Annotated in this window: 10 protein-coding genes; 2 read left to right on the forward strand and 8 right to left on the reverse strand. The window is 61.7% G+C overall.

Going from position 1 to position 14,097, the window contains the following annotated elements; genetic code table 11:
* Positions 1 to 4: 4 nt before the first annotated feature.
* The 8 genes from F3Y30_RS22760 to F3Y30_RS22795 all read right to left on the reverse strand — a co-directional run bounded on the left by F3Y30_RS22760 (position 5) and on the right by F3Y30_RS22795 (position 11,524).
* Complete coding sequence (locus F3Y30_RS22760; protein ID WP_203427438.1) at positions 5 to 871, reverse strand: ABC transporter permease; 867 nt, start codon at positions 869 to 871, stop codon at positions 5 to 7.
* Entirely contained in the window at positions 868 to 1,980 is a 1,113-nt protein-coding gene (locus F3Y30_RS22765) for an ABC transporter ATP-binding protein (protein WP_203427439.1), read from the reverse strand. Before F3Y30_RS22765 ends, F3Y30_RS22760 begins: the two co-directional genes overlap by 4 nt.
* 83 nt (positions 1,981 to 2,063) lie before the next feature.
* A complete protein-coding gene (locus F3Y30_RS22770) occupies positions 2,064 to 2,996 on the reverse strand; it encodes an extracellular solute-binding protein (protein WP_246753065.1) in 933 nt (310 codons plus the stop codon).
* 172 nt (positions 2,997 to 3,168) lie between these two features.
* Entirely contained in the window at positions 3,169 to 4,572 is a 1,404-nt protein-coding gene (locus tag F3Y30_RS22775; RefSeq protein ID WP_203427440.1) for a sigma 54-interacting transcriptional regulator, read from the reverse strand.
* The gene (locus tag F3Y30_RS22780; RefSeq protein ID WP_203427441.1) at positions 4,572 to 5,738 is read right to left on the reverse strand and encodes a PAS domain-containing protein; all 1,167 of its coding nucleotides are present in this window, start codon (positions 5,736 to 5,738) and stop codon (positions 4,572 to 4,574) included. The genes F3Y30_RS22775 and F3Y30_RS22780 overlap by 1 nt, the downstream gene beginning before the upstream one ends.
* 438 nt (positions 5,739 to 6,176) lie before the next feature.
* Positions 6,177 to 6,998 (reverse strand): pyrroline-5-carboxylate reductase, encoded by an 822-nt coding sequence (gene proC, locus F3Y30_RS22785; RefSeq protein WP_203427442.1) that lies wholly within the window; start codon positions 6,996 to 6,998, stop codon positions 6,177 to 6,179.
* Between the two features lie 33 nt (positions 6,999 to 7,031).
* Positions 7,032 to 10,721 carry a trifunctional transcriptional regulator/proline dehydrogenase/L-glutamate gamma-semialdehyde dehydrogenase gene (gene putA, locus F3Y30_RS22790; protein WP_203427443.1) on the reverse strand — a complete coding sequence of 1,230 codons (3,690 nt, stop codon included), beginning with the start codon at positions 10,719 to 10,721 and terminating at the stop codon, positions 7,032 to 7,034.
* Positions 10,722 to 11,056: 335 nt separating this feature from the next.
* Entirely contained in the window at positions 11,057 to 11,524 is a 468-nt protein-coding gene (locus F3Y30_RS22795) for an Lrp/AsnC ligand binding domain-containing protein (RefSeq protein ID WP_281435474.1), read from the reverse strand.
* Between the two features lie 144 nt (positions 11,525 to 11,668).
* Here F3Y30_RS22795 and F3Y30_RS22800 point away from each other — a divergent pair, with 144 nt between their 5' ends.
* Both F3Y30_RS22800 and F3Y30_RS22805 read left to right on the forward strand, forming a co-directional pair.
* On the forward strand, positions 11,669 to 12,136 hold the full coding sequence (locus F3Y30_RS22800; protein ID WP_203427445.1) for a MarR family transcriptional regulator: 468 nt from the start codon (positions 11,669 to 11,671) through the stop codon (positions 12,134 to 12,136).
* Between the two features lie 5 nt (positions 12,137 to 12,141).
* The gene (locus F3Y30_RS22805) at positions 12,142 to 14,097 is read left to right on the forward strand and encodes an FUSC family protein (RefSeq protein WP_246753082.1); all 1,956 of its coding nucleotides are present in this window, start codon (positions 12,142 to 12,144) and stop codon (positions 14,095 to 14,097) included.

Genomic DNA, 14,097 nt, shown 5'->3' on the forward strand with positions numbered 1-14,097 from the left:
CCCTTCAGCCTATGTCCACATGTCCCGCCCGATCGATGCGGGTCGAGACTTGAAGAATGACGAGCACCATGGTGAGCACGAGCGTCGCGAGGGCGGAGCCAAGCGGCCAGTTGAGCGCCGCGCCGAACTGGCTCTGCAGGATGTTTGCCACCATCATTCCGTCGGGACCTCCGACGAGGACAGGCGCCACGAAATCTCCGAAGGACAGGCAGAAGGTCATCGTCGCCCCGGCCACCACCCCACCCAGCGAGAGGGGAAGAATGACTTTCCAGAATGTGAGAAAGGGTCCGACCCCGAGGTCTTCCGAGGCCTCGATGAGCGCCTTCGGGATGTTGTCCAGCACGGTCACGAGCGGCATGACCATGAACGGAACGAAGATGTAGACAAGGGTGATGACCATTGCCGTCTGGTTGTAGAGGAAGATGGACAAGGGCTCCCGGATCAGCCCCATCGTCATGAGAAGAGAATTGAGAGCGCCGTCAGTGCCGAGAATGATCTTCCAGGTATAGGCCCTGAGCAGATAGGACACCCAGAGCGGAACGATCACCGACATGTAGAGGAGGTTCCTGAGCTCCGGCGTCTTCACGGTGAAGACCAGAAAGTAGGCGAGCGGATAGCCGAGAAGCAGAGCGCCAACGGTGACGATGCTCGCAATCTTGAGAGTTCGAAGAATTACAATGGTATATTGCGGGTCGCTAAATATCTGGATGAAATTTCCAAACTGGAAATCGGGATAGAAGAGCGGAAACTGCCTCGTCCAGAAACTGACGGAGATCATGATCACGTAGGGAATGATCATGAACAGAAGGACCCAGGTGAAGGGCAGGGAAAAGATCGCCGCAAAGGACGGGAAACTGCGCCGGCTGATCATGAACGTCTCTCCGGTGGAAACACCATGACATCGGTCGGTGCAACGTGGAATTCGGCCTCCGCGTCCGTGCAGGAGGGGCCGGCTGCCCCATAGGCGACGCGCGGGACATCGGCGAAGAACGGCCTGTGGTTGCCCTGGCTCATCAGCTCCATCCGGATCCTGTCGCCCTGGAAAAGGGTTTCGACGACGCGGGCCTGGAGCTTGTTGGAGGTATCGAATGCACTGGTCTGCAGCCGTTCGGGACGAATGCCCACGATGATCGGCTGGCCGGGCAGGAATGACAGGCACGTCGGCCGGCGTCGGCGGCGGATCTCGCTGCCGTCGGAAAGCCGCAGCAGATCGCAATCGCCATCGCGACCGACGAACGTCGCATCGAATAGATTGGTCGCTCCGATGAAATCCGCAACGAAGGGCGTTGCCGGTTCATCGTAGAGGTCCGCCGGCGACCCGATCTGCAGGATACGGCCCTGGTTCATCACGACGATCCGGTCCGAAAGCGCCAGCGCCTCGGTCTGGTCGTGCGTCACCATCAGGAAGGTGATGCCGAGTTCACGGTGAAGCCGCTTGAGTTCCACCTGCATCCCCTCGCGCAGTTTCACGTCCAGCGCCGAGAGCGGCTCGTCGAGCAGCAGAACCTTCGGGCTGCGAACGAGGGCCCGGGCCATCGCCACCCGCTGACGCTGTCCACCGGAAAGCGCGCCCGGCCGCCGATCCCCCATCTTTTCCAGCCCGACCATGGCCAGTGCATCCGCGACCCGCCGCGAACGATCTCCAGCCGGCACCTTGTTCGCCTTGACTGAAAGGCCGTACCCGACATTCTCGCTGACGCTCATATGCGGGAAGAGCGCATAGTCCTGAAAAACCGTGTTGACCGGACGACGATAGGGCGCCCGATGCGTTACGTCTTCCCCACCGATCTCAATCGTTCCGCGGTCGGGCAGTTCGAAGCCCCCGATCAGGCGAAGCGTCGTCGTCTTTCCGCACCCTGACGGTCCGAGCAGGGTCACAAACTCCCCTTCACCGAGCGCGAGATCGGTCTCATCGAGCGCTGTGAAATTCCCATATGTCTTTGCAACACCTTTCAGCGTCACGATCGGTCGCGATGTCATTTGTGCTCCGAGGTATCGATAAGATTGTCGTCACTGCGAGCAGGCTCCATCCACGGACGGATGCCTGCTCGAAGCGGATGACGTCAGGGCGCGGCTTTGACCGCGTTCCAGACCTCTAGATACTTGTCGAGGCGCTTCGGTTGCTGCCACATCACGAGGCTTTTGACGAATTCGACGTTGTCGACCTGCCGCTCCTTCTTCAACTCGTCCGACATGCAGCCAGCCACACTCTTCGGATTGACGGGGAAGTAGCCAGTCGATGTCGCGATGCCGCACTGGCCGGCTGCCGACTGCATGAAGGATATGAACTTGTAGGCACACTCTTCGTTCGGTGTATCCTTCACCAGCATCATGGAGTCCATCCAGCCCTCGGCCTTCTCCTTCGGAGAGAACTCGGCAACCACGAAGTCCTTCTTCAGGCCGTTGACATCCTTGCTGGTCAGACCGGTCCAGGCATTCGAGACGAAGACCTCCTGATTGGCCATCAACTCGGTGAGCTCTCCGGCGGAAGCCCAGTATTTGCGGATCAGCGGCTTCTGCTCGATCAGCTTGGCCTTCACTGCATCCAGCTGTTCGTCCGTCAGGTCGAACACATTGTCGTAGCCGAGATAGCGAGCCGTCCAGTAGATCGCGGACTTGTCATCCCAAAGCGACACCTTGCCCTTGTTCGCTGGGTCGAAAAGGACGCCGATCGAATCCGGAGTGGAAGGGAACTTGTCGGGCCGGTAGATCAGCGAGACCGATCCCCAGACGAGCGGCACGGCCCAGGTCGAGCCATCGGCCACCACATCGCCGGTCTTCGAGAACTCCGGATAAATGCCATCGAAGCCTTCAACCTTGGCGGTATCGATCGGTTGCACGAAGCCCGCGAGCCGCAGCAGGTTCACCGTATCGAGCGACGGCGTAATGATGTCGTAGACGCCACCGCCGGCCGCGAGCTTGGGCGCGAAGTCATCGTTCGATCCGACGTAGGACGTCGTGACCTTGCATCCGGAAACCTTCTCGAACTCCGCCATGAACTCCGGGCCGCATATCCTTCCCACGTCAGGAAGTTGAGCTCGCCCGCAGAGGCTGTCACCGCCTGCGGAAGGATCGCAAGCAGCGTGAATGCGCATGTACTCCATTTCGCTATCGCTTTCGTCATCATATTGTTCCCCTTTTGATGATCTGAAATTCGACTGTTGGTGGCTATCGCTTCCTGTTCGTTTTTCGAATGAGGGTTGCGATGTCGATGCCGAGTGCCTTTGCGGCGCTTCGTTTGCTTCCATTCTCAGCGATGGATTTCTCGAGAACGTAGGTCTCGAATTCTCGGATGAGCTCCTTGAAGCTCGTGCTTTCGCCGTCGGCCGGTGACGGATCGGCATCCGATTTCACTGGCAGGCGGCCGGTGCCCAGCGGCACGACGAAATGCTCGATTTCCGCGACTTCCTCGGCGCTCGCGACTGCATGCTGCAGGATGTTGGACAGCTCGCGGATGTTGCCGGGATAGTCGTAGGCCAGAAGTTTGCGTCGGAAGCCCTCCGACAGAACGAATGCCTGCCGGCGACCGAGATTGATCCTTTGCAGCATCGCGTCCGCAAGAGACTTGATGAAGTCGGCCCGGCCGCGCACCGGCGGCAACTCCAGCATGACCACGGCCATGCGGTAGTAGAGGTCTTCACGGAACTGGCCATCGGCAATCATCTGCCTCAGCGCGCGATTGGTGGCCGTGACGAGCTTGAGCTTGGCCTGGCGTCTCTGGACCGAGCCCACCCGGCTGTAGGTTCCGGTCTCCAGGAACGCGACCAGCTTCATCTGGGAGATTGGCGAGAGGTCCGTGATCTCGTCCAGAAAAAGGACGCCGCCGTCCGCGGCTTCCACATAGCCAAGCTTTCCTCGCGTCAAGGGATCCGAGGAAGCACCCGGTTCGACCCCGAACATCTCCATGTCGAACTGCGCATCTGTCAGCATCCCGCAATTGACGTGAACGAAAGGATAGCCGCCCTGTTCGCCGGCTGTGCACAGCCGGCGGACAAAATCGGTCTTCCCTGTACCGCTTTCTCCCGTAACCAGGATGTTGCTGCCACGCGCGAGCGCCTGGGATCCACGCTTCAAGAGTCCTTGCAACGCAGGCGTCGTGACGTGTGGGGTGCCGGCCTGGATGCCGCTCTCGTCCTGGAAGCGGAAGCGATCGGGGGCCGCTTCGGCCGAGCGCACCATCCGGTTCGGCTCACGCAGAACCAGCAGGGCTGCGTAGGCCCCGCCGTCGGCCGTGCGAAGGATATTGAGGCTTGCGGAAACGAAGCGCTGCGAGGGGAGGGTGCCCGACACCTCTAGGCGCTTCAGCTGTTGCAGGGCTGCAGCCGCCTTCTGGATGATCGTCCCGCCCGTCGCGGCGTGCTTGGCAAGCTCCGTTCCGACAAGTTCGCCCTTGTTGAGGTTGAGCAACTTCTCGAGCTTGCCGTTCACCAGCTTGATCTTGCCGTCCATTTCCAGCAGCGCAGCTCCATCGGGAAGCGCTTCCAGCAACGTGTTCAGCATGGGATCATCGATGAAGGCGGGGCGCAGCCGACGATGGCCGACATTCGCGATATCGTTGCCGTAGAACTTCATCACAGCACCTCGCTCGCGGATATCCGTGCCTTGCGGCGGGACTTGCGCCTTGCCGTCAGGACATAACGGCGAAACTCGCCCTCGGTGCGCGCGACGCGAAAGCGCCAGCCTTCCTTCACCCCGTCCACGCCGGCGAGCGAGAGATCGCATTCCCCGCCTTCGTCTTCCTCGGCCTCCGCGCTCTCCTTTAGCCGGGCGACTGCACCGCGCATCTCGGCGAGCTGCTCGAATGGGCGGCCTAGAATCGAGTCGTTCCCGCGCCCCCACGCCTGTTCGGCGGCGGGGTTCGCCGCAAGGATGACGCCATCCTCGGCCAGAACGAGGATCGGATCGGGGGCGGCACTCAGGATGTCGAGCATCGACGTTGCACGTTCGGAAAGCTGCTGTTCGCGGCGGCGGTGGGGGCCGATGTCGCGCGTCGTTCCCCACAGGCGAATGAGAAAGCCATCCTTGATCGCCGCACGAAAATCGTTTTCGACCAGCATTTCGCTGCCGTCGTGCCGCTGGTCGACAGCTGCAGCGTGATCCAGCCGATAATTGGATCTAACAAGGTCGCGGACCATCGCCCGGTTCACAGCCGTCGCAGGGAAATAGCGGGAAACCGGCTGCGTGTTGAAGTCGAGGCCTTCCGGGACGTTGTAGAGGGCGGCCATCGCAGCATTGCACGCGCGCCAGCGCGACTGGTTGCTAAAGATGCGATCGACGATCTCGTCCTCTCCGAGCGAGACATCGACGGGTTCGAGGAACTCGATGCACCAGCACGCCTCCGTCGCCGCCCCGATCATCTGCGACAGGATTTCGACCCGCTCGAGAAGCTCGCTTCCAACGTCGAACATGGCGGGACCGAGCGGGATCTTGATGATTGCCAGCGCCCCGTGCTCATCGGAGACAGCGGCCGCCACCATCGGCACTTCCTCGTAGGCGGAAGAATTCATCCAGACGGGAAAGGGTTCGCCCGGGTTCCGTCGTCCATCAAGGAGGGAGCGGATGTACCTGGCGGAATCGTCGCCGTAGAGCACTTCCAGCGGCTGATCGAGGACCGTCCCCGCCTCCAGCCCGAGTTCGTTCATTTCGTGGTCGTTGACGGAGCGGATGCGGCCGTCAGCCGCGATCCAGTCCACGAGAAGCGGTGCGTTCGCCACAAGGCGACGTAGGGCATCAGCCATATCGGGTTCCATCCATCTTTTGCCGATGTTCAATGCGGAAGTCCCCCGGCCGCCGTTGCGGATTTGCCTTGCACCGGGCGTCAGTCAGGCACATGGCGGGAGGATTGCAATCAGTTGACCGAGTATCGGTACGAAAAACAATCCGAGAGCTCCAAAAATGCGCAATAGCGCATCACATCAGCGCATTTTCGCGCATTTTTCGGAGAAGGATTTGGGTTCCCGGATGAGGTTGATGAAATCAGCGGCCTCTCTCGGCGCCGCCGCCGAAGTCCGACGAGAATCCCAAGCCCGCTCTCACCAGCGGAGCGGGGCGACCATAGAGAACCGAAAAAGGGCTGAACGACACAGAAGAAACGCCGCGATGCGTGCATCTCCTGCACGCATCGCGGCGTTTCCTGAAGTCGGAATGGCGAGAAGCTTTGAGAGCCTAGCCGGGCCTCAGCCGAGGCTGGACAGTTCGACTGACCGGCGATGGGCCGCGGCTGCCGTCCTTGCGACGAGATCACGGAGCCCAGGTGCCGCCATCAGCACCTCGAGACCCGCGGCCGTAGTACCGCCGGGGCTTGTAACCTGGCGGCGCAACGTTTCCGGATCATCGGCGCTTTCGATGGCAAGAGCGCCGGCTCCGTTGACGGTTTCCTTCGCGAGAGCCAGCGCGATTTCCGCCGGCAAGCCGAGCGATGCACCCGCGTTGGCGAGGCATTCGATGAGGTGGAAGACATAGGCCGGTCCGGAACCGGAGATTGCCGTCACCGCATCCATGAGGGTCTCATCTTCCACGAAGTGCACGCTGCCGCTTGCCGAAAGGAGCGAGCGTGCCATCTCTGCTCGCCCTTGAGCGACTCTCGGATTGCAGAAGAGGACCGTTGATCCCTTACCGATCGCGGCCGGCGTGTTGGGCATCGCCCGGATGACGGAGGATTCGCCGATGCACCGCTCGATCATAGCCACAGGTATGCCCGCAGCAATGCTGACGAACGTCGCGCCGCCCGCGAACCGCCGGAAGGAAGGCAGGATGTCCGCCATGACCTGTGGCTTGACGGCGAGGACCACCATTGCCGGCGAAAGGCCCGCCGGCAGGCTGTCAGCAGGCGCATGTACGTTGACGCCGGTAGCAGCAGCCCTTTCGCGCAACGCCTCCGCCGGCTCCACAACATGGGTAAGCTGCGTCTCCACGCTGCCCGAACCGAGCCAGCCCTTGAGCAGGGCGAATCCCATATTGCCGCAACCGACGAGGACGATCTCGTTTGACTCACTCATACCAAAGGCCTTTCACTTCGCAGGCGGCAGCAATCAACCGATGGTCATCAGGTTTGCATTGCCGCCGGCGGCAGCTGTGTTCGTGCTGATGGAGCGCTCCTCCAGCAAACGCAGCAGCGGATAGTCGGTCTCCGCCAAGCGGGGATAGACGGGAACTATTGCACCGGCTCGCTCGGCGAGCGCCTTGTTGACCTCGATCAGATCACTCTCGCTTCCCGAGAAGAGGGCAGCTGTGAGATCCTCGGCCGTCTTCCAGTCCTTGGCCGTCTCGATGAGGCGGGCGACTTCGGAAGGCAAGCCCTTGAGGGCTTCCCGTGCGGGATTGGCGGCATCAACGACGGCCGTATTCCCGGTAGCGATGATGGCACCGATCTGCGAAAGCAGTTCCTGAGGTTCCTCGGCCAGGGCCAGGACCTTGCCGCGGGGATGAAGCGCATAGACGTTTGTCTCGCCGACGGGACCCGGAAGCTCCATAGAAACGTCCAGTGCCGACTCTGCGGCGTAGTCCGCGCAGCGCTTCGCCGCATCGGAATGTTTACCGGCCTTCAGCCACGCGCAATAGAACTCGATCGGGGAGGTGAGCTTGCCTTCCTTCCTGGCGCCGGACAGGACGTCCTTGGGTGCCTGGGCCGAGAGCCGTCCGATGTAGAGGGGACCGCCTGCCTTCGGCCCTGTTCCGGAAAGGCCCCGACCTCCGAATGGCTGTACGCCCACCACCGCGCCGATGATGTTGCGGTTGACGTAGATGTTGCCCGCTTCAACGCGTTCAACGACATTGGCAATCGTTTCGTCGATCCGGGTATGCAGACCGAATGTCAGGCCGTAACCGGTAGCGTTCACGGCGGCGAGCAACTGGTCGAGGTTGTCGCGCTTGTACTTCACCACATGCAGGACCGGACCGAAGACTTCGCGGCCGAGATCTGCAATCGACTTGATCTCGATGATGGTGGGCGCGACGAAAGTCCCTTGGGCCGTCTCGTCGGGAAGAACCAAACGAGTGACGCGGTGGCCGTTCGCCGCCATCCGCTCGACATGCGTTTCGATCGTTGTTCTGGCCTCGTCGGTAATGACCGGCCCGACATCGACGGAAAGCCGCGAGGGATTGCCTACCTCGAGCTCGTTCAGCGCACCGCGCAGCATTTTGAGGGTCCGGTCCGCCACGTCCTCCTGCAGGCAAAGTACGCGCAATGCGGAGCACCGCTGGCCTGCGCTGTCGAACGCGGATGCGATGACGTCGCCGACGACCTGCTCGGGCAGCGCGGTAGAATCGACCACAAGTGCGTTCTGGCCGCCGGTCTCGGCGATGAGCGGCACGGGAACGCCCGCCGGGGTGAGCCGCCCGGCCAGCTGGCGCTGAATGAGACGCGCGACCTCCGTCGAGCCCGTGAACATCACGCCCGCCGTCCGCGGATCGCCAACGAGTGCTGCGCCAACGTCGCCCGCTCCCGGGAGGAGCTGAAGCACATGACCAGGCACGCCCGCATCATGCAGCAGACGAACCGCTTCGGCAGCAATCAACGGCGTCTCTTCGGCAGGCTTGGCGAGAACGGGATTCCCGGCCGCAAGGGCGGCGGCAACCTGTCCGGTGAAGATCGCCAGGGGGAAGTTCCATGGGCTGATGCAGACGACCGGGCCCAGCGACGCCTTTCCGTTGTCGAGAGTCCGGATGGCTTCGGCAGCGTAGTAGCGCAGGAAATCGATTGCTTCACGAACTTCGGCGATTGCGTTGGGATATGATTTCCCGGCTTCCCGGACGATGAGGCCGAGGAGTACCGGCATGCGGGCCTCCATCGCATCGGCAGCGGCGGCAAGGCACTCGGCGCGCCGCTCCACCGGAACGCTAGCCCAGCCAGCAGCCGCCTTCTCGGCACGCGAGGTCGCGACCGCGACATCTGCAGGGTCGAACAGCTTCACATGGCCGACGATGTCATTTCTGTCGGCCGGGTTGACCACGGGCTGCCATGCAATGCGATCGGTGTCGCCGTCCGCAAAAACGGCCATCCACTTCGTTGCCGCACTCTCCTTCAGGGAAACGGCGAGGTTCTCGAGAACATCCTCGTTGCTGAGGTCGAGACCTTCGGAGTTTTTGCGGCTCTTTCCATAGAGGCGCATGGGATGAAGGATCGCAGTATGGGGCGCCCCGACGGGGTGTTCAGACCGCACAACGTCGATCGGACTCGCGATCAACTCTTCGACCGGCACGGACTTGTCGGCAATGCGGTTCACGAACGAAGAATTCGCGCCGTTTTCGAGCAGGCGGCGAACGAGATATGCCAGCAGTGTTTCATGCGTGCCGACCGGCGCATAGATGCGGCACGGGCGGTTCAGGTTCTCGCGGCCGACTACTTGGCTGTAGAGCGGCTCGCCCATACCGTGCAGGCACTGGAACTCGTACTTCCCGGGCGCAAATTCCGGGCCAGCCATCGTCATGACCGCGGCGAGCGTATAGGCGTTGTGGGTGGCGAATTGCGGGAAGACTGCGTCGAGCGCACCGAGCAGCTTTTTCGCGCAGGCAAGATAGGAAACGTCGGTGTGCACCTTGCGCGTGAAGACCGGATATCCGTCGAGCCCGTCGACCTGTGCACGCTTGATCTCGGAGTCCCAATAGGCGCCCTTCACGAGACGGATCATGAGCCGCTGGCCGGACCGGCGGGCGAGGTCGATAACCCAGTCTATCACGAAGGGGCAGCGCTTCTGGTAGGCCTGGATAACGAAGCCAAGGCCCTTCCAACCTGCAAGATCCGGATCGAAGGCGAGCGCCTGCAGGAGATCGAGCGACAGCTCGAGCCGGTCGGCCTCCTCGGCATCGATGTTGAGACCGATGTCATACCTCTTGGCCAGCACCGCGAGTTTCTTGACCCGCGGAAGGAGCTCACCCAGAACGCGCTGGTACTTCGCGCGGGAGTAGCGGGGGTGAAGCGCCGAAAGCTTGATCGAGATACCGGGTCCGTCATAGACGCCGCGCCCGGCCGACGCCCGACCGATAGCGTGGATGGCCGTCTCGTAGTCGTTCATGTAGCGGGCTGCGTCCTCCGCAGTGGTCGCGGCCTCCCCGAGCATATCGTAGGAGTAACGGAAACCCTTCGCTTCCAGCGCGCGGCTGTTCTTGAGCGCCTCTTCGATGGTCTGGCCGGTGACAAACTGCTCGCCCATGAGGCGCATGGCAATATCGACACCCTTGCGGATGACCGGCTCTCCGCCACGAGCGACGAGACGGGTCAGGGCAGAAGAAAGACTGGTCTCGTTTGCCGTCGCCGTGAGCTTGCCGGTGACGACCAGGCCCCAGGTTGCGGCATTGACAAACAGGGAAGCGCTCTTGCCGAGATGCGAACGCCAGTCACCGCCGGCGATCTTGTCGCGGATCAGCGCGTCGCGCGTCGCCGCATCCGGCACGCGCAGCAACGCTTCGGCGAGACACATCAGGGCCACGCCCTCCTGGCTGGAGAGGGAATACTCATGAACCAGTCCCTGAACCCCGGAATAGGAAACATTGGCCCGCAGTCCCTCGACCAGACGGCGCGCCAGGGCGGATGCGGATTTCGCCTCCTTGTCGTCCATCGACGCCAGATCCAGAAGCGGCGGCAGGCAGGTCTCCTCCGGCCGGCGATAGGCAGAGGTTATGGCACGGCGAAGCGCATCACGCGCCGGCGCTTCGTAGAAAGCTGCAGGCGAGGCGGGAGGGGTGAGGGAAGATGATGAGTTCGAATTGGACTGGATGGACATCGGTGCCTGCCTTTTTGAAACCAATGGTCACAAGGCGCTCCTTCGCCCTATGAACATCGAGCCGCCGGGGCTCACTGCCACCTGTATCTATCTGCAGTTTCCTCGTAGAAATAGCGGGATTTTTCGAAATGACCCGGAGAAAAAATCCAAACTAGCGCCAAACTTGCGTGTTTTCCTCGGCCACTTTCGGCCGCTCAATCGATCATGCCACGAACGCTATTGTGATCGCAATCGCTCTCGGCGCACCGCTGGCAGGCGACTGTCGCGGAATGTCACAACCGCGGTCGAATATCGTCGAAGTTGGCGGGCTTGCCGTCTTCCACCGCCAGCGCCGATCAGGGCGCGATCGGCAAAGGCCCGTCGTTCTTGATCTCTTCCATGACAGCGTAAGTGCGCGTCTCGCACACGCCGGGCCAGGCGAGGACAACTTCTCCGAGGAACTTTCGGTAGGACGCCATGTTGGCCAGTCTGGTCTTGATCAGATAGTCGAAGCCTCCCGCCACCATGTGGCATTCGATCACCTCGGGCACCTTGCGCACCGCTTGTGCGAAGTTTTCGAAGACGTCAGGTGTCGTCTTGTCCAGCATGACTTCGATGAACACCAGCAGGTCAAAACCCATCAGGGTCGGGTCGAGGCGAGCGGAAAATCCGGTTATGAAACCCTGCCGCTGCAGGCGCTTGAAACGGTCGCTCATGGATGTCGCGGGGATCCCGATGCGCTGCGACAATTCGGTGTTCGAGATCCGGCCGTCGGTCTGCAGGATCGCCAGGATTCTGCGGTCGATCTTATCGAGTGACAGGATGGGTGTGACTTTGTTCGTCTGCGACATATTCCACGCTATACCGCCGAGCCCCAACGGTTTCAAGCAAGCCCTTTGCGCACCTCCGACATATACATTGCATTATAAATGATTTGAACTTTAAATTAAATCGCCTAGGATTTAAGAATGGACACTTACGAACTTCCGCCCCGCTTCAGGTTCGGCATAGAATTCGCCATGCTTGCCCGGCAATGGCGGCGCTCGATCGAAACGCAACTGGAAAGGAACGGGCTGACCGACGCCACCTGGGCGCCTCTGATCCACCTGCATGAACTCGGCGACGGCATAAGCCAAAAAGACCTTGCCGCCCGCGTCGGCATAGACGGATCCTCCCTTGTCCGGCTCCTCGATATCCTCGCTGCCAAGAACCTGATCGAACGGAAAGGGGACAGGACTGATCGTCGCGCCAAGCTTATCTTCCTGACCGCTGAAGGTCGCAAGGAGGTGTCGCATGTACGCAAGGCTCTCAATGCGGCGGAGGCGCATTTTCTCGCCGACGTGAGTGACGACGAGATCGCCAACATGCTCGGGATTCTTCGTAGGATAGACGGACGCCTGAGGGCGACCAAAGAACACGCGGGGAGAGAACCTTGATCCCGGTGCCGGCAGCCCACGCTCTCGGCTTCAATCCTGAAAGGCTCGCCTTCAGCTTCCGAACGGCGCTCGCGTCCTGCGCCGCACTCGTCATTGCCTGGCTGATGGAACTCGAACACCCGCAATGGGCGGCCATGACGGTTTTCGCCGCCGCCCAACCCAGCCGAAACATGCTCGTCGAGAAGAGCTTCTTCCGTGCCGCCGGCACAGTAATCGGCAGCGTGATCGGAGTCCTTCTCATCCTCGCGTCAGGAAGCCACCAATTGCTCCTCGTTGCAGGACTGGCGGCATGGATAGGCATATGCGCATTCCTCGGAAATGTTCTGCGCGGCTTTCTGTCCTACGGAACAATTCTCGCGGGCTACACCGCCGCAATGGTGGCGCTGCTGGAGACCGCGCACCCCGGACACATCTTCGCCCTCGGCGCGGACAGGGCGCTCACCGTTCTAACGGGCGTCCTGGTCGGATTGATCGTGGGGCTGCTGTTCACGCCGAAAGAGGCACCTGACGAACTTGCCGGGCGAGTGCGCCAGCTTTCGGCGCGCCTGTTGCGCGCAATGGCGGACCGCGTGGATGGCCATTCCACAGAAGGAGAGGACTGGCATAACTCGACGTTGAGCGAGATTGCGGTAATCGACGAACTCCTCGATCCCCACGGAGCCGGCTCGCTTCGCTCCAGGCGATCCGCTCGGACATTGCGCGCAGTTCTCGCCGCACATGTCTCCGCGTTGCTATGGATGAAGGGCAGGGCGCAGCCAAAACGCGATCCGGCGCTTGGCCGGGTCCTCGCGCGTGCTGCCGATGCCCACGAAGGAGCTGCATCGCCTGCCGAAATCGCCGTGGCGCTGGAAGAGGCGGCAGCTCTCGCCGCGGATCGCACTACCCTGCATGCGGTGATCGAGCGAATGCGAACCGCATTGCTCGAGCGAGCCTCGGTCGTAGACAGGCATAGCCAACCCGCGGATGAAAGCGAACTCGGCAAGCTTCGCCTGTTGCATCCCGTGATCCTGCACCAGGACTGGATCGGAGCCCGGCAGGCGGCGATACGTGCGACCGCCATCCTTCTCCTGATCGGCGTGGTGTGGATCCTGACCGGCTGGTCTTCCGGCGCCTATGTCATGCTGGGGACATCGGTGATGATCTCCCTGTTCTCGACATTTGAGAACCCCGCCCAGATCATGCGGCAAATCTTCCAGGCCCAGCTGTGCGGGGCGATCGCAGCCCTTGCATGCCGGTGGCTCGTCTGGCCGCATGCGACGAGTGAGTTCCAACTCGTCCTTATGATCATGCCGTTCGTGCTCACCAGTATCATCCCGCTCTCGTTGCAGCGGCCGATCGTGGGTGGGACCGATTATGTGCTGATCCTGCTGCTGCTCTCGCAGCCAGCCTTTCCTCTCACCGGATCCTTCGGCCAATCGTTTGCGACCGCGACTGCGGTCGTTCTCGCTCCGATGATCGCGCTCATATCCTTCAGGCTGATCTTTCCGACGGATGCGCACAGAAGGCTGAACACGCTCATCGCCATGATGGTCCACGACCTGGAACGGATGGCCGCGGCGAGAGACGCAACCAGCCACCAGGTCGCATGGCGTTCCAGACTCTATCACCGGCTGATCCGGCTTGTACGTTGGGCAGATCGTTCCGCCGAACGCGAGCTGTCTCCGGCCGAAGGCGGAATGGCCGTCTATTCCTTAGGCGCATCGATCCTGAGCATGCGCGAACTCGCAGAGCGCGGAGAACTTTCAGCGGGCACGACACGCGCAATCACGATCGCGTTGCGCAGGATCGAGCGCGTCTCGCTGGATCCTGCCCGTGCCTCCGCCGCGCTGGAACGCGCGGCTGAGCGAGTTGCGCACGACGGAGGGAGCGAGGCCGCACTCCTGCAATCAGCGGCACGGGCGATCGACGAGAACCGTCCGTTTTTCGTCCGCGCCCGCCGGGGCGCCGCGAGAAAGCGTTGA

It is taken from the genome of Sinorhizobium sp. BG8, from assembly GCF_016864555.1.
Taxonomy (GTDB): Bacteria; Pseudomonadota; Alphaproteobacteria; order Rhizobiales; family Rhizobiaceae; genus BG8.

Bases quoted from the DNA above. Each gene is read 5' to 3' on its own strand.
- F3Y30_RS22760 (WP_203427438.1), bottom strand. From the start codon at position 871: ATGATCAGCCGGCGCAGTTTCCCGTCCTTTGCGGCGATCTTTTCCCTG.
- F3Y30_RS22765 (WP_203427439.1), bottom strand. From the start codon at position 1,980: ATGACATCGCGACCGATCGTGACGCTGAAAGGTGTTGCAAAGACATAT.
- F3Y30_RS22770 (WP_246753065.1), bottom strand. From the start codon at position 2,996: ATGGCGGAGTTCGAGAAGGTTTCCGGATGCAAGGTCACGACGTCCTAC.
- F3Y30_RS22775 (WP_203427440.1), bottom strand. From the start codon at position 4,572: ATGAAGTTCTACGGCAACGATATCGCGAATGTCGGCCATCGTCGGCTG.
- F3Y30_RS22780 (WP_203427441.1), bottom strand. From the start codon at position 5,738: ATGGCTGATGCCCTACGTCGCCTTGTGGCGAACGCACCGCTTCTCGTG.
- proC (WP_203427442.1), bottom strand. From the start codon at position 6,998: ATGAGTGAGTCAAACGAGATCGTCCTCGTCGGTTGCGGCAATATGGGA.
- putA (WP_203427443.1), bottom strand. From the start codon at position 10,721: ATGTCCATCCAGTCCAATTCGAACTCATCATCTTCCCTCACCCCTCCC.
- F3Y30_RS22800 (WP_203427445.1), top strand. From the start codon at position 11,669: ATGGACACTTACGAACTTCCGCCCCGCTTCAGGTTCGGCATAGAATTC.